At 63.2% G+C, this 23,740-nt stretch carries 22 protein-coding genes; 16 read left to right on the forward strand and 6 right to left on the reverse strand.

All coding sequences use genetic code 11. The features are described 5' to 3' along the window. Positions 1-194: 194 nt before the first annotated feature. The 7 genes from E2L06_RS05900 (at position 195) to E2L06_RS05930 (ending at position 6,733) form a co-directional block, all read left to right on the forward strand. Positions 195-2,099: a 2-oxoacid:acceptor oxidoreductase subunit alpha gene (locus E2L06_RS05900; RefSeq protein WP_138779516.1), complete on the forward strand. Its 1,905-nt coding sequence runs from the start codon at positions 195-197 to the stop codon at positions 2,097-2,099. A gap of 3 nt (positions 2,100-2,102) precedes the next feature. Beyond that, positions 2,103-3,038 (forward strand): thiamine pyrophosphate-dependent enzyme, encoded by a 936-nt coding sequence (locus E2L06_RS05905; protein ID WP_138779518.1) that lies wholly within the window; start codon positions 2,103-2,105, stop codon positions 3,036-3,038. Positions 3,039-3,285: 247 nt separating this feature from the next. Then, a complete protein-coding gene (lrpA1, locus tag E2L06_RS05910; RefSeq protein ID WP_138779520.1) occupies positions 3,286-3,714 on the forward strand; it encodes an HTH-type transcriptional regulator LrpA1 in 429 nt (142 codons plus the stop codon). 87 nt (positions 3,715-3,801) lie between these two features. Further along, positions 3,802-4,281, forward strand: a complete 480-nt coding sequence (locus E2L06_RS05915) for an SRPBCC family protein (RefSeq protein ID WP_138779522.1) — start codon at positions 3,802-3,804, stop codon at positions 4,279-4,281. 148 nt (positions 4,282-4,429) lie between these two features. Further along, positions 4,430-5,038, forward strand: coding sequence for a nitrous oxide reductase accessory protein NosL (locus E2L06_RS05920; protein WP_138779524.1), 609 nt, complete (start codon positions 4,430-4,432; stop codon positions 5,036-5,038). 172 nt (positions 5,039-5,210) lie between these two features. Further along, on the forward strand, positions 5,211-5,510 hold the full coding sequence (locus tag E2L06_RS05925; RefSeq protein WP_138779526.1) for a DUF4242 domain-containing protein: 300 nt from the start codon (positions 5,211-5,213) through the stop codon (positions 5,508-5,510). Positions 5,511-5,617: 107 nt separating this feature from the next. Next, positions 5,618-6,733: a GTP-binding protein gene (locus tag E2L06_RS05930; RefSeq protein WP_138779528.1), complete on the forward strand. Its 1,116-nt coding sequence runs from the start codon at positions 5,618-5,620 to the stop codon at positions 6,731-6,733. Between the two features lies 1 nt (position 6,734). On the opposite strand, the gene E2L06_RS21750 is transcribed toward E2L06_RS05930, so the two are convergent. After that, positions 6,735-6,893, reverse strand: coding sequence for a hypothetical protein (locus E2L06_RS21750; RefSeq protein ID WP_171052316.1), 159 nt, complete (start codon positions 6,891-6,893; stop codon positions 6,735-6,737). 84 nt (positions 6,894-6,977) lie between these two features. Between E2L06_RS21750 and E2L06_RS21755 the strand changes: the two genes are divergently transcribed. Continuing rightward, positions 6,978-7,139 (forward strand): hypothetical protein, encoded by a 162-nt coding sequence (locus E2L06_RS21755; RefSeq protein ID WP_171052275.1) that lies wholly within the window; start codon positions 6,978-6,980, stop codon positions 7,137-7,139. Positions 7,140-7,195: 56 nt separating this feature from the next. On the opposite strand, the gene E2L06_RS05935 is transcribed toward E2L06_RS21755, so the two are convergent. Next, the gene (locus E2L06_RS05935) at positions 7,196-8,356 is read right to left on the reverse strand and encodes a glutathione-independent formaldehyde dehydrogenase (protein ID WP_138779530.1); all 1,161 of its coding nucleotides are present in this window, start codon (positions 8,354-8,356) and stop codon (positions 7,196-7,198) included. 314 nt (positions 8,357-8,670) lie between these two features. Continuing rightward, positions 8,671-10,803 (reverse strand): formate dehydrogenase subunit alpha, encoded by a 2,133-nt coding sequence (gene fdhF / locus E2L06_RS05940; RefSeq protein WP_138779532.1) that lies wholly within the window; start codon positions 10,801-10,803, stop codon positions 8,671-8,673. A gap of 165 nt (positions 10,804-10,968) precedes the next feature. Here fdhF and E2L06_RS05945 point away from each other — a divergent pair, with 165 nt between their 5' ends. Both E2L06_RS05945 and E2L06_RS05950 read left to right on the forward strand, forming a co-directional pair. Continuing rightward, the gene (locus E2L06_RS05945; protein WP_138779534.1) at positions 10,969-11,523 is read left to right on the forward strand and encodes a hypothetical protein; all 555 of its coding nucleotides are present in this window, start codon (positions 10,969-10,971) and stop codon (positions 11,521-11,523) included. 58 nt (positions 11,524-11,581) lie between these two features. After that, positions 11,582-12,217: a molybdenum cofactor guanylyltransferase gene (locus E2L06_RS05950; RefSeq protein ID WP_138779536.1), complete on the forward strand. Its 636-nt coding sequence runs from the start codon at positions 11,582-11,584 to the stop codon at positions 12,215-12,217. Positions 12,218-12,235: 18 nt separating this feature from the next. Here the strand turns inward: E2L06_RS05950 and yqeC are convergent, their stop codons facing one another. After that, positions 12,236-12,982: a selenium cofactor biosynthesis protein YqeC gene (gene yqeC / locus E2L06_RS05955; protein WP_138779538.1), complete on the reverse strand. Its 747-nt coding sequence runs from the start codon at positions 12,980-12,982 to the stop codon at positions 12,236-12,238. Between the two features lie 127 nt (positions 12,983-13,109). Between yqeC and E2L06_RS05960 the strand changes: the two genes are divergently transcribed. Both E2L06_RS05960 and E2L06_RS05965 read left to right on the forward strand, forming a co-directional pair. Then, on the forward strand, positions 13,110-13,691 hold the full coding sequence (locus E2L06_RS05960) for a flavodoxin domain-containing protein (protein ID WP_138779540.1): 582 nt from the start codon (positions 13,110-13,112) through the stop codon (positions 13,689-13,691). 229 nt (positions 13,692-13,920) lie between these two features. Continuing rightward, entirely contained in the window at positions 13,921-14,268 is a 348-nt protein-coding gene (locus E2L06_RS05965) for a helix-turn-helix domain-containing protein (RefSeq protein WP_138779542.1), read from the forward strand. Between the two features lie 77 nt (positions 14,269-14,345). On the opposite strand, the gene E2L06_RS05970 is transcribed toward E2L06_RS05965, so the two are convergent. Together E2L06_RS05970 and E2L06_RS05975 are read right to left on the reverse strand one after the other, a co-directional pair. Beyond that, entirely contained in the window at positions 14,346-14,792 is a 447-nt protein-coding gene (locus tag E2L06_RS05970; RefSeq protein ID WP_138779544.1) for a UPF0179 family protein, read from the reverse strand. A gap of 75 nt (positions 14,793-14,867) precedes the next feature. Beyond that, a complete protein-coding gene (locus tag E2L06_RS05975) occupies positions 14,868-15,299 on the reverse strand; it encodes a DUF5820 family protein (protein ID WP_138779546.1) in 432 nt (143 codons plus the stop codon). Between the two features lie 696 nt (positions 15,300-15,995). Here E2L06_RS05975 and E2L06_RS05980 point away from each other — a divergent pair. From E2L06_RS05980 to E2L06_RS05995, 4 genes are read left to right on the forward strand one after another with little or no spacing between them, the layout of a single operon-like run. After that, entirely contained in the window at positions 15,996-18,068 is a 2,073-nt protein-coding gene (locus tag E2L06_RS05980) for a PrkA family serine protein kinase (protein ID WP_138779548.1), read from the forward strand. Between the two features lies 1 nt (position 18,069). Further along, on the forward strand, positions 18,070-20,358 hold the full coding sequence (locus E2L06_RS05985) for a PrkA family serine protein kinase (RefSeq protein WP_138779550.1): 2,289 nt from the start codon (positions 18,070-18,072) through the stop codon (positions 20,356-20,358). Beyond that, positions 20,349-21,674, forward strand: coding sequence for a YeaH/YhbH family protein (locus tag E2L06_RS05990; protein ID WP_138779553.1), 1,326 nt, complete (start codon positions 20,349-20,351; stop codon positions 21,672-21,674). The genes E2L06_RS05985 and E2L06_RS05990 overlap by 10 nt, the downstream gene beginning before the upstream one ends. Beyond that, positions 21,667-23,697, forward strand: a complete 2,031-nt coding sequence (locus E2L06_RS05995; RefSeq protein WP_138779555.1) for a SpoVR family protein — start codon at positions 21,667-21,669, stop codon at positions 23,695-23,697. Before E2L06_RS05990 ends, E2L06_RS05995 begins: the two co-directional genes overlap by 8 nt. Positions 23,698-23,740 lie beyond the last annotated feature (43 nt).

Raw genomic sequence — 23,740 nt, forward strand, 5'->3', positions numbered from 1 at the left:
CATCGGACAGTGATAGGTCACGCTGACGTAATGAGGGAGAACGCGGCGTCGGCTTATCGATAATGATCTTCCGTGGCATATTATTCAATGGACGTTCATTCTTCACGAAAGATACTTGTCAATCCATAGCAAAGGCTTTAGGCACGGTAGTGCGAAAATCCGAGTACGGTTGGCCCATCGGCCACTGATCCACTATGAGTAGCGACGAACTTATCTGGCGAATCGCGGGCGGTTCCGGCGACGGGATCGACTCGACGAGCCAGAATTTCGCCAAGGCGCTGATGCGCTCGGGGCTCGACGTATTCACTCACCGGCACTATCCGTCGCGGATCCGCGGCGGCCACACGTACGTCGAGATTCGTGCCGCAGACCACGAGGTACAGTCACGGGGCGACGGGTACAACTTCCTGCTCGCGCTGGGCGACTCGTTCGCCCGCAACCCCCAGGAAGATGCCTACTACGGGAACGAGGAGATCAAACCCCTCTCGGAGAACCTCGATGAACTCCGCGACGGCGGGATCATCGTCTACGACGAGGGCCTCATCAGCGAGGAGGACGTCGAAGCGCTCAATCTCGAGGCCCGTGCCGAGGAGAACGACTGGCACGTCTTCCCGATGGATCTTCGCGCCCTCGCCCGGGAACACGGCCGTGAGGTCATGCGCAATACCGCCGGCGTCGGCGTGACGGCTGCGCTGCTCGAGATGGACTTAGAGCACATCGAGGACCTGATGTCCGACGCGATGGGCGGCGAGATTCTCGAGGCGAACATCGAGATCCTCCACGAGGCCTACGACATCATCAACGAGGAGTACGAGTTCGAGCACGACCTGCGCGCCCCCGAAGGCACTCACGACACCGAGCAGGCGCTGCTGTCGGGCTCGAACGCGATCGCCTACGGCGCGATCGACGCCGGCTGTCGGTTCATTTCCGGCTACCCGATGACGCCGTGGACGGACGTCTTTACCATCCTCAGTCAGAACTTCCCCGACATGGGTGGGATCTCCGAGCAGGTCGAAGACGAAATCGCTGCCGCGGCGCTGGCAGTCGGTGCGAGCCACGCCGGCGTCAAGGCGATGTCCGGCTCGTCCGGCGGTGGCTTTGCACTGATGAGCGAGCCACTGGGTCTCGCCGAGATGACCGAGACCCCAGTGGTCCTCATCGAGGCCATGCGTGCCGGTCCCTCGACCGGGATGCCGACGAAACCCGAACAGTCCGACTTAGAGCACATCCTCTATACGAGTCAGGGTGACTCCCAGCGCGTCGTCTTCGCGCCCGGGAACATCGAGGAAGCCTACGAGCAGACTCGACTGGCGTTCGAGATCGCCTGGGACTACCAGATCCCGTCGATCATCATCTACGACCAGAAGCTCTCCGGCGAGAACACCAACGTCGACGTCGAGTTCTTCGACCGCGAACCCCAGCCCGATCTGGGATCGACGCTGACCGAGGAGGAACTTCGGGAGGCTGCCCACGACAACTCCGGGAAGTTCAAGCGCTTCAACTACGAGGACGCCGAAAACGGCGTCGCATCGCGCTCGATCCCCGGCCAGAAAGGCGGGCGCTTCCTCGCGACCGGCAACGAACACAGCCCCGTCGGGCACATCAGCGAGGACCCCGACAACCGCGTCGCCCAGATGGACCGACGCCTCGAGAAACTCGAGTCGATCCGCGAGGACCTCGACAGCCGAGAGTCGTCCACGCAGACCTACTTCGGCGACGAGACGGCCGACTACGGGGTCATCACGTGGGGCTCGAGCCAGGGTGCCGTCGAGGAGGCCGTCGAGCGGCTCAACGACGACGGCCACTCGGTGAAAGGTATCAGCGTCTCCGACATGATGCCGTTCGCGGAGGCCGACGTGACCGAGTTCTTAGAGAGCGTCGACGAGGCGATGGTCGTCGAGATGAACGCCACCGCACAGTTCCGCGGCCTGCTCCAGAAGGAACTCGGCCGGTTCGGTGAGAAGCTGACCAGCCTGCTGAAGTACAACGGCGAGCCGTTCGAGCCCGCCGAGATCGTCGAGGGCTACGAGGTCAACTTCGTCGAGGAAGACCGCGAACCGACCGCACAGGTGCGAATCGAACCAGCTGCAGGTGACTGACCAATGAGTGCATTCAACGCGATCGGAGAGGAACGGGAGATCGACCGGGACGAGTTCACCCCCGGTGTCGAACCACAGCCGACCTGGTGTCCTGGCTGTGGTGACTTCGGCGTCCTGAAGGCGCTGAAACAGGCGCTGCCGGAGGTCGGCAAGACGCCCGAAGAAGTGCTGACCGTCACCGGGATCGGCTGTTCCGGCAAGCTGAACAGCTACCTGGACACGTATGGCTTCCACACGATCCACGGCCGCTCGCTGCCAGTGGCGCGAGCCGCCAAACTCGCGAATCCCGAACTCGAGGTCATCGCCGCGGGCGGTGACGGCGACGGCTACGGGATCGGTGGTAACCACTTCATCCACTCGGCCCGGGAGAACCACGATATGACCTATATCGTGTTCAACAACGAGATCTTCGGGCTGACGAAAGGCCAGACCTCGCCGACGAGTCCGAAGGGCCACAAGTCCAAGACCCAGCCCTCGGGCAGCGCGAAGACGCCGATCCGGCCGCTGTCGATGTCGCTGAACGCCGGTGCGAGCTACGTCGCCCGCACCGCTGCAGTCAACCCCAATCAGGCCAAGGAGATCATCAAGGAAGCCATCGAACACGACGGCTTCGCCCACATCGACTTCCTGACCCAGTGTCCGACCTGGAACAAGGACGCCCGTCAGTACGTCCCCTACGTCGACGTCCAGGAGTCCGATGACTACGACTTCGACGTCACGGACCGGGCCGAGGCCGCCGAGATGATGCGCGAGACCGAGGACGTCCTCAACGAGGGGACCGTCCTCACCGGCCGCTACTACGTCGACGAGGATCGGCCGTCCTACCAGCAGGAGAAACACGCCGTCGGCGAGATGCCCGACCAGCCACTGGCCGAACGGTACTTCGACGACGACGCGGAGTGGGAACGCAGCTACGACCTGCTCGAGCGACACACGTAACCCGACTGTCGACGCCGTCCCATAGCAGACAGTCGGCCGCCGTCTCACGGCCACTCACACTGATTTCGATTTGTGGCGTCGGTTCCACCTCGAGCGACCGCCTGCCTGCAGTGTTTCGACCGGCTTCAACGGTCAAAATCGCTCGCAAGCGTCGCGGTCGCCGGTCCGAGCCCGGCGTGCTTCTGATCGGATATCCGTCGTTTTCGTATACAAAAGATATTTTTCCGCCGGAGCAAAACATACTCGTATGAGTGCGCAGGCGACGGAAGACAGAATTCTCGAGGTGCTCGAGGAGGACGCGCAAGCGTCTTACGCCGAGATCGCCGAGCGAGCGAACGTCTCGAAACCAACGGTGCGTAAGTATATCAACCAGCTCGAAGAGGAGGGCGTCATCGTCGGCTACTCGGCCGACATCGATCCGAAGAAACTCTCGAGCCAGACGATCGCGCTGGTCGGGCTCGACGTCGCGAGCGAACGCTACGTCGAGGCCACACAGGCGATCAAAAACCTCGACGAGGTCGAAGCGTTGTACAGTTCCAGCGGCGATCACATGCTAATGGCCGAGGTGCGCGCCGAAGACGGCGACGCGCTCGGCGAGATCATCTCCGAGGAGCTACTCGAAATCGACGGTGTCACTGCAGCACATCCGTCGTTTCTCCAGGAACGGCTGAAGTAATCCTGGCGGCCGACAGATCCGCCACGCGGCGCTTTCCGTCGCCGGTTTGGGATCTTCGTTTTCAGGCTGGCCCCCGTAGGCACGAGCATGCCGACGTACGAACGTGAAACGACGGTCGAATCGCCGTTCGAAGACGTGTGGGCGTTTCACTCTCGCGTGTCTGGGCTCGAGGCAGTGACGCCCGACTGGCTAGAGCTGCGCGTCGAACGGGTGATCGGGCCCGATGGCGAGACCGATCCCGACGTGCTCGAGCCTGGCTCGGAGGTCGCGTTGTCGATCCGGCCGTTCGGCGTGGGGCCGCGCCAGCACTGGACATCGGTGATTACGGACCGCGAGCGCGACGATGGAGCAGCGTGTTTTCGCGACGAGATGGTCCACGGGCCGTTCGACCGGTGGGAGCATACGCACAGCTTTTTCGCCGACGGCGATCGGACCGTCATTCGGGATCGCGTTGCGTACGAACTCCCGTTCGGGCCGCTCGGTGACGTTGCCGAACCGTTCTCGAAGCCCGGCTTCGCGGCCATGTTCCGGGCCCGCCATCGGCTGGCGAAAGCGCAACTCGAATGAGGTCACAGACGGACTCCTGTCAGTGGATTCTGGCGCACCCGCCACCCGTCTGCGGGTTCGCCGGTCACTCGGGACAGCAGACCGCATCAGAGCCGCGTTCGACGGCTGAACCACGTCGGTTTTGATCGTTGGGTCGCTACAGGCGAGTATGTGCGAACGCGACGGACTCGAACGGCGGCGGCTGTTGGGCGTGCTGGGAGCCGGCGCGACAGCGGCGATCGCCGGCTGTCTCGGTGGAGGGACTGAAGGCGATGGGTCCGAAGACGGTGACGACGAACAGGCACAGGTGTACGAACCATCGATCGAGGGTGTCGAGGAAGGGCCAGTCGAATACACCAGATCGCAACGCTGTGATGTCTGTGGCATGCCGGTCACCAAGTACGATGGAAAGAGTCAAATCGTCCACGAGAACGGACAGGCGGCCGTCTTCGACTTTCCGGGCTGTCTGTTCGCCTACAAAGTGTCGTCGACGCCGGACTCGCCGATCCAAGGCGCGTGGACGACCGACTACGAGACCGGAAGCGACGACATCGACGCAATGGAAGCACACTACGTTCTCATTACCGACAAGGAGGCAGCGGAGGACCCGATGGGGATCGAACCGCGCCCCTACGCCAATCGCGACGACGCCGTCGCGTTCCTCGAGAGCTGGGAGGCCGAGGAACTGTCCCCCGACGAGGATATCATCGTCGGGCTCGATGAGGTCGACATGGAAATCGCGAAGATATACCGCAAGAACCGCCTTCCCGACGAGTAACGCTGCGTCTCACTGTCACTGCGATCGATTCCTATCGGGTGGAGGCTCGAGCGCGAACGCTGCGGAAAGATGGCGGGCAGACCCGGTCGACCGACGCGCTCTCGGCGATCCGTTTTCGAGAGGTGGCCGACAGTTATTACAGTGGGCGCCATGATTGTGTGTCGTGGTAGCAATGTCCGATACCGAGCTGACGGACTTCCTGATACTGCGATCGTTGGACGACCCGATCACCAAGGACGAACTCGAGGCAGCCGGCGAGCAGTCCGGCGAGGCCCTCGAGGAACTGCGGGAGGAAGGCACCGAGATCCGGTGGATCGAATCCGAAGTCATGGCCAACGAAAACGGACGGATCACGGGCACGTTCTGTCACTATCGGGCCGAAGGGGAGGCAGCGATCCGTGAACACGCCGACCGGGCCGACCTGCCCGCGACGCGCATCGATCGCCGCAGGGAGCCCCTCGAGGGGGAGTAGCGGCGCGCAACGATCGAAGTAACTGGCGTACCGGACCGGAGACCGGTAACGGGGCGATTCCCATCACGTACACTTAGTACCGTCCCTGTTGTGGTAGTAGGTACCGTATGACAAGTGCCGATACGATTCCAGTCACCGTCGTCAGCGGCTACCTCGGCGCGGGCAAGACGACGCTGATCAATCACGTACTGTCGAACCCCGGGGGGCGGCGGGTGGCCGTGATCGTCAACGACATGGGCGAGGTCAACGTCGACGCGGACCGACTCGAGCGAGCCACCGACGACGGGATCGTCGACCTCTCGAACGGCTGTATCTGTTGTCGATTACGCGGCGATCTCCTCGAGGAAGCGACGCGGCTGGCACGTAGCCGGGAGTTCGATGCCCTGCTGGTCGAGGCGTCAGGGATCAGTGAACCGATTCCCATCGCACAGGTGTTCACCGACGGGACGGACGCGAGCGACGTGGACCCGACGTCCCTGTTCCGGCTGGATACCATGGTCACCGTCCTCGATACGTACGGGTTCTGGAAGGAGTTCGACGCCGGTGCGCAGTTGCCCGCGGGGCTGCAGCCGGACGCGGATCGGCCGTTGAGCGAGGTGCTGATCGAGGGGATCGAGTTCTGCGATGTCCTGTTGCTCAACAAGACCGACATGGTTCCCGACGACGTCGTCGCGGAGATCGAGACGGTCGTCGACCAACTTCAGCCGCGGGCACGGCGGCGTCGAACGAGCTACTCCGAGGTGGATCCGGAACTCATCCTCGACACCGGACAGTTCGACTTCGCGAGAGCGAAGCGCTCGCCAGGGTGGAAACGGCACCTGCGTGGCGAAGGCCACGACCACGACACGCACACCAACGACGCGGAGCCGAGCGCTGCCGAGCGACACGGCGTCTCGTCGTTCGTCTTCCGCGCCGATCGCCCGCTCCACCCGGCGCGACTCGCCGCCTGGCTCGAGGACGAAGACTGGGACGGCGCGATCATCCGAGCCAAGGGCGTCTGTCACGTCGCGAACCGCGACGAGGTGATCGGCGTCAGTCAGGCCGGGCCGTCAGTCAGAGCCGGCCCGATCGGCGAGTGGCGGCCGACCGACGACCGGCAGACGCAACTGGTGTTCATCGGCCGCGAGATGGACGAACAGCGGATCCGTGAGGACCTCGAGGCGTGTGTGATCGACGACGACCGCGAGGCGGCGGACACGGCGGTCGATCCGTTCCCGCTGTGAGCTACGGTGCGAGTTCGTCGCTGAGCTCCTCCCAGGACTCGTGAAAACCGTGTGTCGACTGGTCTGTCAGCCGGTCGGGGAAGGCGTTCTGATAGACGTCGTCGTACTCGAGCAGCTGTGTCCAGCCGTCGTGGAAGGAGTAGCTGCAGTACTGGCACATACACCAGCCTATGTCAGACAGAAGCATACCTGTTTCTCCAGCCGAGACAGAAAGGCTATATCGTCACAGCAGAGCGCGATGAGCATGCACCGACACGGCGGATACGTACAGAGCGCGACTGACACGGTCGAACGAGAATGCGACCACTGCGACTGGTATGCGGTTGCGGGATCGTATCCCACGCTGATCAAGCAGTACCAGGATCACCTTCGCGACGACCACCCGAAAGCCTGGCTGCGAAGCTGAGGCTGTCGAACAGCAGTCCGGGACGATCGAAAAAAACGGCGTTCGAGGGCGAAGTGCTATGGCTCGAGCAAGACTTTGGTGACGCCTTCCTCGCGTTCGTCGAACTTCTCGTACATCTCGGGTGCCTGCTCTAAGTCGACGCGGTGGGAGACGACCCAGCTGGGATCGGCCCGTCCCTCGATGATCATATCTCGCAGCTCCCGGTTGTACTGTTTGACGTTACACTGGCCGGTCCCGAGCTTCAGCCCCTTTTCGAAGAGCTTGCCGAAGTCGATGCCGAGCCGTCCCTGTGCCGCCATCTCGTCGGGCGCGCCGGGGTCCGATGGGACGTACAGCCCCGGAATGCCGAGTTGGCCCGTCGGACGGACGGTCTCGATAAGCTGGTTGAGGACGACCGCGGGATTCTCCCGGGCCGGATCGTAGGCGTCGTCGCCCGGGTCCGTCTCGGGGTCGATCGCCTGATACCCGACGGCGTCGACGCCCTTGTCGACTTCGTTGCCGTGGGCATCGACGATCTGTTCGACTGGGTCGCCCTCCTCGAAGTTGATGGCGTGGGCATCACAGTGGTCCTCGGCCATCTCGAGGCGGCTGTCGACGCGGTCGACGACGTAGATCTCGGACGCGCCCTGGATCTTGGCGCTGTAGGCGGCCATGAGGCCGACGGGACCGGCCCCGTAGATCGCGATCGACTCGCCGGGTTGAAGATTCGCGAGTCGGGTGCCGTGCCATCCCGTCGGGAAGATGTCCGCCAACAGTGAGAAGGCGTCCTCGTGTTCGTCGCCTTCCGGCAGTTTCAACGCGTTGAAGTCCGCAAACGGCACGCGGAGTTTCTCGGCCTGGCCGCCCTTGTACGGCCCCATTGCGACGTACCCATACGCACCGCCGGCGAAGCCGGGGTTGACGTTGGTACAGAAGCCGGTATAGCCGTTTTCACAGTTCCGACAGAAGCCACAGGCCACGTTGAACGGCAGTACGATGCGATCGCCTTCCTCGAGAGTCGTCACGGCGTCGCCGACTTCGGTGACGGTTCCCATGTTCTCGTGTCCGAAGACGATCCCCGGATCGGCCGCGGTTCGTCCCTCGTACATATGGAGGTCCGAGCCACAGATACACGTCGTCGTGATATCGATTATCACGTCGTTTTCATGCTCGATTTCGGGTTCGTCGACCTCCTCGATAGCTACGTCGTGCGGTCCCTGATATACGACTGCTTCCATTGACATTAGGTATCGAACCTCATGAAACGCACCACGAACCACATTGTAAAACTTGCCGCTATCCCGCTTCACGATGAAGATCAGGATATTTGACCGATCTACCTCGAGACAGTGCTGACTCGGATATGGCGGTCGCTGTCAGACTGCCGCTCGGCACCGGCCTCGGTGCCTAACTCGATGCGCCCGCACGACTGAGCGGGAGTGTGCTAGCACGAACTGACACGCAGCGGTCTCATACGGTCTGCTGTCAGTCATTGCCGGTGCAACCGCGACCGTCCTGCGGTTGCACCAGTAAACAGTTACAGCAGACCGTATCAGTCGTCGCCAGCCGCTCGATCGACGGGCTCGATATCGACGTCGATCTCCGCGGCGGCGGCCTTGTACTCGGGGATCTTCGCTCGCTCGTCGAGCACGTGGTTCGTCAGCTTGTTCGCCGAGGCAGCAGCGAAGTGTGGCGTCGTCCAGACGACGCCCTCTTTCGTGTCCTCGGTAACGTTGGCCTCGAGCGTGATCTCGCCGCGTCGCGACCGCAGCTTCACGTACTCGCCGTCCTCGATGCCGTAGCGTTCGGCGTCCTCGGGGTGGACGTCGACGAAGTTCTCCGGGGTCTGCCGGTTGAGCGTCGGCGAGCGCGTGCTCATCGTCCCGGTGTTGTAGTGTTCCTCGAGCCGTGCAGTCGTGAGGATCAGCGGATACTCGTCGTCGGGCGTCTCCGCCGGTGGGGTGTGTTCGACGCCCTCGATGTGGCCGAGGCCGCTTTGGGTGTCGAACTCCTCTTCGTAGAGGAACGGATCGCCCTCGTCGCCGAGTTCGTAGCAGGGCCAGTGCAGACCTTCCTCGCCCAGCAGGTCGTAGGTCATCCCGTGATAGCTCGGACAGACCTGGCGGAGTTCCTCGAAGACGACCTCGGGGTCGTCGAAGTCGAACATCTCCTCCTCGAACAACCGCTTCCCGACCTCGCTGACGATCTCGAGATCGTGTTTCGTGTTCTCGTGGACCTTCCCGACGCCGCGCATGCGCTGGACGCGCCGATCGGTGTTCGTGACGGTGCCGCCGCGTTCGGCCCAGGTCGTCGCCGGGAGGATGACATCAGCGTACTCCGCGGTCTCGGTCGGGAAGATGTCCTGGACGATCATGAACTCGAGATCTGCGAGCCGTTCGGCGACGCTGTTTGCGTCTGGTTCGCTCATCACGGGATTTTCGCCCATGACGTAGAGGCCCTTGATCGAGTCACCGGCCTCGTAGGAGATCTCGACGTTCGTCAGCCCCGGCTCGTCGGGAACCTCGAATCCCCAGACGTCCTCGACCGACTTGCGAGCCTCGTCGTCGTCGACCAGCTGATAGCCTGGTAGCACGTTCGGCATTGCACCGACGTCGCAGGTCCCCTGGACGTTGTTCTGGCCGCGCAGCGGGTTGACGCCTGTCCCGGCCCGCCCGAGGTTGCCGGTGATCAGCGCCAGGTTGATCTCGTTTTGGACGTTGTCGACGCCACAGGCGTGCTGGCTCATCCCCATGCCGGTGAAGATGGCCGCGTTGTCGGCGGTCGCGTACTTTTCGGCGGCCAGTTCGATGGCCTCGAGGTCGATGCCACACTCCTCGGCCGCCGCCTCTTTGTCGAAGTCCGCGAGCGTCTCTTTGAGGTGATCGAACCCCTCGGTGCGTTCCTCGATGAATTCCTCGTCGATCCAGCCGTCGTCGGGGTTTTCGTCGTGGTGCTCGAGGATCGTCTTCAGGACGATGTTCAACAGCGGGATGTCCGTCCCCGGATTCAACTGCAGATGCTGGTGGCGGTCGGTGTCGTCGATCTGGAACGACCGCGTCGTCTTGTTCGCGTGTGGGTCGACCTGAATGACGGTCGCCCCGTCGAGCACCGCTTGGCGGAAGTACTGGCTGTTCGCGATGGGGTGTTGCTCGCCGGGATTCGCGCCCTGAATCCAGAACAGATCACACTCCTCGCGGAGGTCGCGCATGCTGTTGGTCATCGCGCCCGCGCCCAGACTCGTGCGAAGCGCCCAGACCGTCGAGGCGTGGCACATCCGCGTGCAGTTGTCGACGTTGTTGGTGCCGTAGCGGCGGGCCAGCTTCTGTAGCAGGTAGTTCTCCTCGTTCATCGTCTTCGAGGAGCCGAAAAAGCCCATCGCGTCCGGGCCATAGTCGTCGCGGATTCGCTCGAGTTCGTCGACGATGTATTCGTACGCTTCCTCCCAGGAAGCCTCGCGGAGGTCGCCGTCGTCGTCTCTGATCAGCGGGTCGGTGAGCCGATCCTCGTGGTCGACGACCTCCGTCGCCGCCCCGCCTTTGATACAGATCCGGCCCTCGTTGACCGGGGCGTCGCCCCACGGCATGAACTGGACGTCACCGGGCTCGTCGCCCGGCTGTACTTGGATTCCACACCCGACACCGCAGTACGGACAGATCGTCTTGACTGGCTCTTGGTCACTGGACATTGTGAGTCTCTCCAGGTTGCTGCACCCGTTGTGTAACAGCCATCACCCGTATGTGCATGAGGTTTTCTACCATACTACTGGTACGTCCCGAGAAGCGACGGCTTACGTGACGTCACTACGGGAGCGGGGAAACGCTGACGGCATCTCATGGGAAACCAACACACGATGGCGCTTACGAAGTCAGTCGTGGAATCGCAGGCGCGCGACTACCAACGACACGAGCCCCTGTACGCCGTCGAGGCGGAGAACAGAGAGACGCTCCCGGCTGCGTTCGCATCGGGTGCGTACGGCCGCCGGGACGCGGCCTGGATCGTCAGATGGTATTACCGGCGCTTTCTCGGCGCGTATCCCGACGACGAGCGACAGGAAGCCGAAGAGCGCTTCTGGGAGAACGACTTCGAGGCCGTCCGCGACGCGATCGCGGCCGCCGTCGACGCCGACGATGCTGCCGCGATGATCGACGCGCTGACCGCCCTCGAGGCCGTCGACATCCCCGTCGCCTCGGCGTTTTGCATGTTCATCGATCCCGACGCGTACGTCGTGGTCGGCCCCCGCGTGTGGGCAACGCTCCGAGAGGCGGACGAACTCTCCCGACCGTATCCGGATTCGCCGTCGGTTTCGGAATACGAGACGTACCTCGAGCGCTGTCGCTCGCTGGCCGACCGCTTCGACTGTGACCTGTGGATGCTGTATCGCGCGCTCTGGCGGCACTCGGCGTGACGAGCGTGAGCCAGTCGCGTGCGGGAGGTTTTTCCACGTTCTCGACGAACGATCGGCCATGCCCCCCGAGACCGGCCGAACCGAGCGCACGGGCGTCGTCCTCGCGGGCGGTCACTCGACGCGCTTTGGCGACCAGGACAAGGCCGTCGCCGACCTCGCCGGCACGCCGATGATCCGGCGTGTTGTCGACCGACTCGAGCCGATCGTCGACGAGATCGTCGTCAACTGCCGGGACGAGCAGGTGTCGCCGATCGACGCGGCACTCGAGGGCGGCCCCGAGGTCTCGTTTGCGGTCGATCCAGTCCCCGACCGCGGCCCCATGGCGGGAATTATGACCGGGTTACGCGAGGCCACAGGGGAGTATGCCGTCGTCGTCGCCTGCGACATGCCCTTCATCGACCCCGAGTTCATCGACTCCCTCTTCGACCGCGCGGCCGGTCACGACGCCGCGGTCCCGCGACTCGATGACCAGTGGTTCCAGACCACCCAGGCTGTTTACCGGACCACGCCCATGGCCACCGCCTGCGAACGCGCGCTCGAGCGTGACGAGCGAAAGATCATCGAACCGCTGTTCGACCTCGACTACGTCGTCGTCGACGAGGACGAGATCCGCGAGGACGCTCCCAACGAGACCTTCGAGAACGTCAACACCCTCGAGGAGTTCGAGGCGGCCGCCCGACGACTCGAAGACTAAGACTGCCCGTCTGAGTCGTCACCGCTCGAGCACCTGAATCACCGGATCGTCGTCGATCATTCGCGCCAGCACGACGCGGTTCACGGACGGAGTCCGCTCGAGTACCATCGTTGCAATCTCCGCTGCGTCCTGCCGGTGTGTCGCGTTGTCGACCTTGTTGAGCAGCGGGACGACCGCTGCCCCGTCCGGAACCCCTTTCAGTCCGCCGCGCTCGCTCGCGAGCACCGCAGCCACGTCTTCGGTTCGGATCGTCTCGCCGCGGTCGCGACCGGTAATCGCTGCCACGCGCTCCGGCCGGTGGACGTGCTCGGCAGCGAGTGGCTTCCCGACGACCTGGACGCTCGCGATCGGAACCACCGTATCGGTGCGCGGCGGGAGTTGCGGTTCGTGGTCGCCCGGTGCCTTGAACTCGCGCGTCCGCGCACCGTCGGCTTTGACCAGCACGACGTCGGCGACGTCAGCCGCGGCGAGGTCGTCGATCGTCTCGAGGTCGTAGCCGACGTACCGATCCTCGCCTTCCCGTTCCGGGACGACGCCGACCGGCCATGCAGCCGCCTGCTCGAGGGCTGCAACCGGGTCGTCGGTGACGACGACCTCCTCGACGTGGCGGTCGAAAATCGGGATCCGAACCGTTGCCGTCACGACTGCCTGGCGGGTCGAATCGCTGGCCCGTGCAGCCAGCGTGTACAGCGTCGTCTTCTTGCCGCCCGCACCAACGACGGCGACGACGCCGGATTCGGCCCGGAGTGCCTCGCAAATATTCATAGCGGCGCTACCACAGGCACCGTTTAATCGTTTGGGCCCACAGCCGGTCGCGTCGATCGGCTTCAGCGAGGCCGGTTCGCCGAGCCCCTTTATTGGGTTGTACGGCGTACGATATGGGGAGCAGCCAATGGTTTCGATTCTCGTCTGCTACGGGACCGGAGAGGGACAGACAGCGACGGTTGCCGACCGAATCGTCGACGTCCTCACCGAGCGCGGTCACGATGCGACCGCGAGACGTGCTGCTGACCTGCCACCCGCGTTCGATCTCGAGGCGTTCAGCGCCGTACTCGTCGGCGCATCGGTCCACATGGGGACCCACCAGTCGTCGGTTCGAGAGTTCGTGACAGAACATCGCGAGCAGCTGGCTGCCCGGCCGACGGGCTTTTTCCAGCTCTCTATGTCCTCTGCAGTCGCCGACGAGTCGCGACAGGCGGAGGCGGCGGGGTACGTCGAGACGTTCCTCGAGGAGACCGACTGGCATCCCGACCGAATCGGCCGCTTCGGTGGTGCACTCCGGTACTCGAAGTACGGCTTTCTCAAGCGGCTGGTGATGAAACGGATCGCGAAGACGGCGACCGGCGACACGGACACGTCTCGAGACTACGAGTACACCGACTGGGACGAAGTCGAGGCGTTCGCTGCTGACTTCGCTGCGTTCGTCGAGAGCCGGCTCGGTGTGAGGCCACCGGAATCGCCGGACTCGAGCTGATGTCTGGTCCGTGCGTCAGACGGACTCCTGTCAGTGGGTTCCGGCGCATCCGCGACCTGTCCTGCGAATGTGTCGGGACGTCGGGACAGCAGACCGTAGCAGACACTAGTGTCCGAGAGTATCAGTCGATCCGGACTGTCGACCGAAGCGAGACACTATCGTTCCGTTAGCTGGTTCGGATCCGAACCTCTAAAGCTACCGGCGCGCTAACTGGGGACAGGTCTTATCGATGTCATCCCCAGAGACGACGCCACACGAGCAAAACGCCGACGCCTGTCCCGTCATCGCCTCCCTCGAGCAGATCGGCTCCAAGTGGCGGCTTGCCGTCTTGCACGAACTGCTGGATGGCGAACAGCGGTTCAACGAACTGAAACGGTCGACCGGCGCGAACGCGCGAACCCTCTCGCGTGTCCTCGACGACCTCGGCGACATGGGCTTCGTCGAGCGTCGACTCGAGGAAGATGCCCCGATCGCGACGTACTACAGTCTCACCGACAAGGGCGAGTCGCTCGAGCCCGTTTTCGGCGAAATCGAGTGCTGGGCCGGGTCCTGGCTCGACGAGAGCGACCTCGAGTAACGGTGGACGATAATACCCCAGCACGCACACAGCTCGCGGTCGTACACGACACCGGCACTGGCGACCACCGGACGCCCTTAGCCGTCGGTCTCGAGTTCGACTAACTCGAGCGACCGGTCGAGATGGCAGACCTCGTGTGGCGGGTCGCCGATGATCTCCCGAATGCGGTACTCCTCGTCGAAGTCGACGCCGTCGGGCTCACAGTACTCGTGGCTCGGACACGCGACGTACGGACAGGGGCCGGGGAGGCTCGTCTTGCTGCCGGCGAAGGCACCTTTCCCGGTGATGTTCGCGCGCGTGGGTGCAGGTTCGACTTCGACGGCACGAACCCCGCCGTCGTGCATTGCACACTCGAGTGTCTGGGCGTTCTCGCGGATATCGGTGACGCGGTATTTGGTGTCCGGCTCGAGATTGAGACACTGACTGCGGTAGGGACAGCCGGCGCAGGCGTCGGCTTCGCCCTCGTAGACGAACTCGGTTCCCGGTTCGGCCAGCCGGGAGCCGATGAGCGTAACGGTCGACATAGAAATCGGTAGTCGCCACTGGCGGTTAAGGGTCACGTCCCGGCGGAATAAATCGGGACAGGAGTGACGGACGGATCAGTCGTCGCGATCCTCGCCGGTCAACTCGTCGAGACGCTCGAAATATCCCTCTCGCGGCACCTGATACAGCTCCCGGTAGTCGATCTCGCCGGCGTCGAACTCGCGCGCCAGTTCGACGGTCCGCTCGATGGCCGCCTCGCGGGTCGGGACGCGCAGCGTCTCGTCCAGCGAGACGTCCGGCTCGAGATAGAGCGTGACGAACCAGTCCTCTGAATCGGCAGTGTCGGCAGGATTGACGCCCGGTCGACGGGTTCGCTTGCCGTGGGTAAGATACAACGTCGGGAGACACGGCGCGGGGAAGTCCGCGGCGTTGAACACGTCGGGCCGGTACGCGAGGACGAGTCGGCCGTCGGCTCCCTCGCTCCAGACCTCCCAGCCGTCCGGCACGCTCGAGCGATCGATTTCACCGTTTCCGTCAGAATCCGACATGCCGTTCGATAGGCGTGCCGACCGTATATACTGCTGGACACCGGTTCGTACCCACCCGGTCGCAGGCGTCGTCTCTGGTCTCGTGGCGGCGCTCATCCGTCGCCGTTGCTGGAGGCGAGCGGACCGATCGCTGGCTCGTCACGGTGAACTCGAGTTGACCGTCTCGCGGGTCGGTCAAACTGGCGCGCGCGAGCCAACACGGCCATTGCAGGCCCACAACTTATGTGGTAGATCGCCGAATGTGAGGTGTGATACCTACTATCACCATAGGCTTCTGGCAGTATTTTCCTGGAATTAAGTTCTGATAAATACCTTTTGGGGCTAAGGCTAAGTAGCTGGATTACTCACTCATTAAATACTATCGGTATCCGTTCGCCGGACCGATCCACTCCGCGCCCGTCCCCGGCGCACCGTTGCTCGGTACCCGTGAGGGTGTCACGCGACGGAAAGTGGTGATAGGTGACAGATGACACGAACGACTGCCGCCCACGACAGGGCCACGCTCCCCGGGATCCCACTCGAGGAGCCAGTATCACTTCCATTGACGAGAGGCGAGCCGATCCCGTCACGCCGGGTGACGCGACGGAGTTCGACAGTTCGGCCACGAGACGGCTTGGCAGGTCGACCGACGTCCGCTTCCACGTCCCGTGCGATCACGGACGACCGCAATCGGGGGAACCCGCATCCAATGATACCATGACCGGTGACATCGAGACACTCGAGCAGCTCAGTACGGACTACAAGGAATCGATACCCGCAGACCTGCGGGAAACCAAGTCCTTCGACTGGTACTTGGAAGCCATCTACGAGGACCCGAAGATCGCCCGCAACGCCCACCAGCGCGTCGCGGACATGTTCGACTACTACGGCACCACCTACGACGAGACCGAAGGGATGGTCGAGTACCAGCTCGCGAGCGAGGATCCGCTGGGCGACGGCGAGAACACCTTCTACGGGAAGGTGATCCACCAGTCGATCCACGAGTTCGTCAACAAGGTCAAATCGGGTGCCAGACGGCTTGGCCCCGAACGCCGGATCAAGCTCCTGCTCGGGCCGGTCGGCTCCGGGAAGTCCCACTTCGACAAGCAGGTCCGCCGGTACTTCGAGGACTACACCCTCCGCGATGAGGGCCGGATGTACACCTTCCGGTGGACCAACCTCTGTGACGTCATCCAGGACCAGGACCCGGCCGATGACGTCGTCCGCTCGCCGATGAACCAGGATCCGCTCGTCTTGCTCCCGCTCGAGCAGCGCCAGCGGGTCATCGACGATCTCAACGAGAACTTAGACGCGCCCTACACCATCCAGAACGAGCAGGCGCTCGATCCGGAAAGCGAGTTCTACATGGACAAGCTGCTGGCGTACTACGACGACGATCTCCAGCAGGTCTTAGAGAACCACGTCGAGATCGTCCGCTTCGTCGCCGACGAGAACAAACGGCAGGGCCTGGAGACGTTCGAACCCAAGGACAAGAAAAACCAGGACGAGACCGAACTCACCGGCGACGTCAACTACTCGAAGATCGCCATCTACGGCGAAAGCGACCCGCGCGCGTTCGACTACTCGGGGGCGTTCTGTAACGCGAACCGCGGGATCTTCTCCGGCGAGGAACTGCTCAAACTGCAGCGGGAGTTCCTCTACGACTTCCTGCACGCGACCCAGGAGCAGACGATCAAGCCCAAGAACAACCCCCGCATCGACATCGACCAGGTGATCGTCGGGCGGACGAACATGCCCGAGTACAAGGACAAAAAGGGCGACGAGAAGATGGAGGCCTTCAACGACCGCACCAAGCGGATCGACTTCCCCTACGTCCTCTCCTACGAGGACGAGGCCAGTATCTACAACAAGATGCTGAACAACGCCGACGTCCCCGACATCAACGTCGAGCCCCACACGCTCGAGATGGCGGGGCTATTCGGCGTTCTCACGCGCATCGAAGAGCCCGACACCGAAACCGTCGATCTGCTCTCGAAGGCCAAAGCCTACAACGGCGAGATCGACGAGGGCGACGACATCGACACCAAGAAGCTTCGCGAGGAGGCCGAGAGCAAAGCCGAGATCGGCGAGGGGATGGTCGGCATCTCCCCGCGCTTTATCGGCGACGAGATCGCCGAGGCGATCATGGACTCCAAACACCGCCAGCGTGGCTTCCTCTCGCCGCTGACGGTGTTCAACTTCTTCGAGGAGAACTTGGAACACCACGGCTCGATTCCCGAAGACAACTTCGAGAAGTACTACCGCTACCTCGAGACGGTCCGCGAGGAGTACCGCGAGCGTGCCATCGAGGACGTTCGCCACGCGCTGGCCTACGACATCGACGAGATCCAGCGCCAGGGCGAGAAGTACATGGACCACGTGATGGCCTACATCGACGACGACACCATCGAAGACGAACTCACCGGCCGCGAACAGGAACCCGACGAGACATTCCTCCGATCGGTCGAGGAGAAACTCGACATCCCCGAAGATCGCAAAGAGGACTTCCGCCAGGAAGTGTCGAACTGGGTCTCACGGCGCGCTCGCGAAGGCGAGGCGTTCAACCCACAGGACAACGAGCGCCTGCGCCGCGCCCTCGAGCGCAAACTCTGGGAGGACAAGAAACACAACATCAACTTCTCCGCGCTTGTCAGCGCCAACGAGTTCGACGACGACGAACGCTCGTCGTGGATCGACGCGTTGATCGAACAGGGCTACTCTGAGGAGGGGGCCAAGGAAGTACTCGAGTTCGCCGGCGCGGAGGTCGCCAAAGCCGAGATGGAAGACTAACATGCCACGAGGAACCGACTACGTCCGTGACGCCGACCGCGCCCTAGAGGAGACCTACGAGGAGCCAATGACCCTCGCGGCGTACGTCGATCGGATCTTCGAGAACCCGTCGATCGCCTCCCACGCCTCGAAGTATCTGCTTGAGGCGATCGAAGCCGCCGGCACCCGGACCGTGGTCGAAGAAGGCGAGGAAAAAGAGCGGTATCGCTTCTTCGATGATCCGCACAACGACGGCGAGCACGCGATCCTCGGCAACACCGAGGTACTCAACGGATTCGTCGACGATCTGCGGTCGGTCGCCGCTGGCCGGGCGAAAGACGAGAAGATCATCTGGTTCGAGGGGCCGACCGCGACCGGCAAGTCGGAGCTCAAACGCTGTCTGGTCAACGGACTACGTGAGTACTCGAAGACGCCCGACGGCCGCCGATACACCGTCGAATGGAACGTCACGACCGCTGACGCCGGCGAACGTGGCCTGAGTTACGGCGGCGACGCCACCGCGACCGACGAGCAAAACTGGTACGAAAGCCCCGTGCAGGCCCACCCGCTGTCGGTGTTCCCCGAGGAGGTCCGTGCGGACCTGCTCGCACGACTCAACGACGAACTCGACGATCACGTCCCGATCCAGGTCGACGCACAGCTCGACCCGTTCTCCCGGGAGGCTTACGACTTCCTGGAGGAACGCTACCGCCGAGAAGGCGAGGACGAGCTGTTCTCGGCAATCGCCGACGAGGATCACCTCCGGGTGAAAAACTACGTCGTCGACGTCGGCCAGGGCGTCGGCGTCCTCCACAGCGAGGACGACGGTCGTCCAAAGGAACGGCTCGTCGGCTCGTGGATGCACGGGATGCTCCAGGAACTCGACTCGCGCGGGCGCAAGAACCCGCAGGCGTTCAGTTACGACGGCGTCCTCTCGCAGGGCAATGGCGTCCTCACGATCGTCGAGGATGCGGCCCAGCACGCCGACCTGCTCCAGAAGCTGCTGAACGTCCCCGATGAGCAGTCGGTCAAACTGGACAAAGGGATCGGGATGGATGTCGACAGCCAGCTGCTGATCATCTCGAATCCCGATCTCGAGGCCCAGCTCAACCAGCACGCCGACCGCAACGGGATGGACCCGCTGAAGGCGCTCAAACGGCGGCTGGACAAACATCGCTTCGGCTATCTGACGAACCTCTCGCTCGAGACGGAGCTGATCCGGCGCGAGCTAACGGGTGAGACGGCAGTCTGGGAGGCAGACAGCTACGACGAACTCGCCGACCGGATCCGCGAGCCGGTGCGGGTAACGGTCAAGGACCGCGACGGCGAGACGCGCGTCCAGGAGTTCGCACCGCACGCGATCGAGGCGGCCGCGCTGTACGCGGTCGTCACGCGCTTAGACGAGGAGAACCTCCCGAACGGATTGGATCTCGTCGACAAGGCGTTGATCTACGATCAGGGCTACCTTCAGGAAGGCGACAGCCGCCGGGAAAAAGAGGAGTTCGACTTCGACGACGATGGGGCAGACGGCGACCACGGAGTTCCAGTGACGTACACACGGGACACGCTCGCGGAGTTGCTCCAGACAGACCGCGACCGCCACCACGCCGACCTGCCGGTCGAGGATATCGTCATGCCCCGCGATGTGTTAAACGCCATGGTCGAGGGGCTGGCCGACGCACCGGTGTTCTCGTCGGGCGAGCGCTCGGAGTTCGAAAACCGCGTCGTCCCCGTGAAAAACTACGTCTACGACCAGCAGGAGAGCGACGTTATCGAGGCCATCATGCACGACAAACGCGTCGACGAGGAGACCGTCGCCGAGTACGTCGAACACGTCTACGCCTGGGAGACCGACGAGCCGCTGTACAACGACCGCGGCGAGCGCGTCGAGCCCGATCCGCTGAAAATGAAGCTGTTCGAGGTCGAACACCTGGGACGGTTCTCCGAGGCCGAATACGAGGGCAACCTCCCCCGCGAGAGCGTCCGGAACTTCCGGCGCGAGAAGGTCATCACGTCGCTGAACCGCCACGCCTGGGAACACCGCGACGCGGACTTCGCGGTCGAAGACGTCGACCTGACGGCGATCCCAGTGATCAAGACCGTCCTCGAGAGCCACGACTGGGACGACGTCGAGCGCACCTTCGAGGACTTCGATCCACGACAGTGGGACGACCCACCGAGCGGGACCGAGACGGCGGCGGTCAAAGAAGACACGATCGAGACGTTGGTCTCCCTCTTCGGCTACTCGGAGGCGTCGGCCGAACTGACGAGCAGACACGTTATGGGACAGGTGAGTTACCGATGGGACTGAGAGACGACCTCGAACGATTCCGTGAAGTCGGCGAACAGCGCCGCGAGGATCTGGCCGACTTCATCCAGTACGGCGAACTCGGACGGAGCGGCCCGGGCGAGATCAACATCCCGGTGAAGATCGTCTCACTCCCGGAGTTCGAGTACGATCAACGCGACAAAGGCGGCGTGGGACAGGGCGAAGACGGGACGCCGGACACCGGCCAGCCGGTCGGCCAGCCACAGCCCCAGCCGGGCGACGACGGCGAAGAGGGCGAACCCGGCGAGGAGGGGGGCGAGCACGAGTACTACGAGATGGACCCCGAGGAGTTCGCCGAGGAACTCGACGAGGAACTCGGGCTCGACCTCGATCCGAAGGGCAAGACGGTCGTCGAGGAGAAGGAGGGGCCGTTTACGGACCTCACCCGGACCGGGCCGAACAGCACGCTCGACTTCGAGCGGATGTTCAAGGAGGGGCTCAAGCGCAAGCTCGCGATGGACTTCGACGAGGAGTTCCTCCGTGAACTCTGCAAGGTCGAGGACATCGACCCGCGCGAGGTCTTCGAGTGGGCCCGCGGCGAGAACCTCCCGGTGTCGATGGCCTGGATCGAAGAGGCCTACGCGGACATCCCTGACGAGGAACGCGGCAAATGGGCCTCGATCGAGGAGGTCGAGGCGAACGTCGAGCGCGAAGACGTCCAGCAGAAGATCCGCCGCGAAGGGATCGACCACGTCCCCTTCCGCCGCGAGGACGAGCGCTACCGCCACCCCGAGATCATCGAGGAGAAAGAGAAGAACGTCGTCGTCGTCAACATCCGAGACGTGTCGGGCTCGATGCGCGAGAAGAAACGCGAACTGGTCGAGCGAACGTTCACGCCACTCGACTGGTATCTCCAGGGCAAGTACGACAACGCCGAGTTCGTCTACATCGCCCACGACGCCGAGGCCTGGGCGGTCGAACGCGACGAGTTCTTCGGCATCCGCAGCGGCGGCGGCACCAAGATCTCGAGCGCCTACGAACTCGCGAACGAACTCCTCGAGAAGTATCCCTGGAGCGACTGGAACCGCTACGTCTTCGCCGCGGGCGACTCCGAGAACTCCTCGAACGACACGAGCGAGCGCGTCATCCCGCTAATGGAGGAAATCCCGGCGAACCTCCACGCCTACGTGGAGACCCAGCCGAGCGGCAACGCGATCAACGCCACCCACGCCGAGGAACTCGAGCGCCACTTCGGGACCGACGCCGACGACGTCGCGGTGGCCTACGTCAACAGCAAAGACGACGTCACCGACGCGATCTACGAAATCCTCTCGACGGAGGGTGAGACAAATGAGTAAGCGCAACTCCAACGCGGACCGATTTCGCAAACAGGCGATCGCAAGCGATCTCGAGGAACCGGTCACGGAGGCTCGAAACCTCGCACGGAAACTCGGCCTCGAGCCGTACCCGGTGAAATACTGGATCATCGACTACGATGAGATGAACGAACTCATCGCCTACGGTGGGTTCCAGAGTCGCTACCCACACTGGCGATGGGGGATGCAGTACGACAAACAGCAAAAGCAGGGCCAGTACGGCGGCGGGAAGGCCTTCGAGATCGTCAACAACGACAACCCCGCCCACGCGTTCTTACAGGAGTCGAACACGGTGGCCGACCAGAAGGCCGTCATCACCCACGTCGAGGCCCACTCCGATTTCTTCGCGAACAACGACTGGTTCGGCATGTTCACTCGCGGCCAGTCCGACGAGGGACAGGTCAACGCCGCCGCCATGCTCGAGCGCCACGCGCGGGCGATCGACGAGTACATGTCCGATCCCGAGATCGACCGCGCCGAGGTCGAGAAGTGGATCGACCACTGTCTCAGCCTCGAGGACAACATCGACCAGCATCAGGTGTTCAGCCGCCGACTCGACGTCGATGGGCCGGCCGGCGCGGAGATCGACGAGGACCTCGCCGAGAAATTAGACGAACTCGAGCTCTCCGACGAGATCAAAGGCGAGGTGTTCAACGAAGAGTGGATCGAGAAACTCGAGGACGAGGAGATCACCGCCAACTTCCCCGAGCAGCCCCAGAAGGACGTGCTGGCCTTTGTCCGCGAACACGGCAAGCAGTACGACGACGAGGTCGGCCGGGCGGTCGAGATGGCAGAGTGGCAACGCGACATCCTCGATATGATGCGCGCCGAGGCCTACTACTTCGCCGCCCAGAAGATGACGAAGGTGATGAACGAAGGGTGGGCCGCCTACTGGGAGTCGACGATGATGACCGACGAGACCTTCGCCGGCGACGACGAGTTCTTGAATTACGCCGATCACATGGCCAAGGTGCTGGCGTCGGGCGGACTCAATCCCTACAGCCTCGGGATGGAACTCTGGGAGTACGTCGAGAACACCACGAATCGTCGGGAAGTCCTCGAACGCCTGCTGCGCGTCGAGGGCATCTCCTGGCGCAACCTCACCGACGTCGTCGACTTCGACGAGGTGCTCGAGACGCTCGAGCCCCCGGCAGCGATTGCGACGATCACGTCCGAGACGCTCGACGACCTCGCGGACCTCTCCGACGAATGGATCGACCGCGAGGCGCTCGAGCGCGCCCGTGCGGGCGAAATCGACGTCTCGAAGTATCCCTGGAAGGTGCTGACCTACGAGGGGTTGGCCCGACGGCACTACTCACTGGTCAAGCGCCAGAACCGCGGGTTCCTCGCGCGTGTTAATCAGAACGAACTCGAGCGGATCGGTCGCTACCTGTTCGACGACGCACGCTACGGATCTGTCGACGAGGCGCTTGCTGACGTCGACTTCACGGTCGGCTGGGACCGATTGTTCGACGTCCGGGAGAGTCACAACGACGTGACGTTCTTGGACGAGTTCTTGACTCAGGAGTTCATCACGGAGAACAACTACTTCACCTACGAGCACTCGCAGGCGACCGGTCAGTTCCACGTCACGAGCGACGCGGCCGAAGACGTCAAAAAGAAGTTGCTGTTGCAGTTTACCAACTTCGGGAAGCCGACGATCGCGGTCTACGACGGCAACTACAACAACGCCAACGAACTCCTGCTCGGCCACCAGTACAACGGCGTCATGCTCGATCTCGCCCAAGCCAAGGAGACGCTCAAGCGGATCTTCGAGCTGTGGGGCCGGCCAGTGAACCTGCTGACGATCGTCAAGGAGGTCGACGACCACGACATCGAGGTGGCAAAACGACGCAACCGCGAGCCCGAGCCCGAAGAGCAGGGCAAGCTGATCCGCTACGACGGCCAGACGGTGACGACCGAAGACGTGCCCTGGGAAGAAGTCGAGCACCTCGCGGCCGACGACATCGATTACGACACCAAACCCGACGAGTGGCTCGCCTAGAGGGGGCAACCGGCAGTCGTCCGTGTCGAGGTGTCTCGAGGCG

This window comes from Haloterrigena sp. H1, from assembly GCF_005938085.1.
Lineage (GTDB): Archaea > Halobacteriota > Halobacteria > Halobacteriales > Natrialbaceae > Natrinema.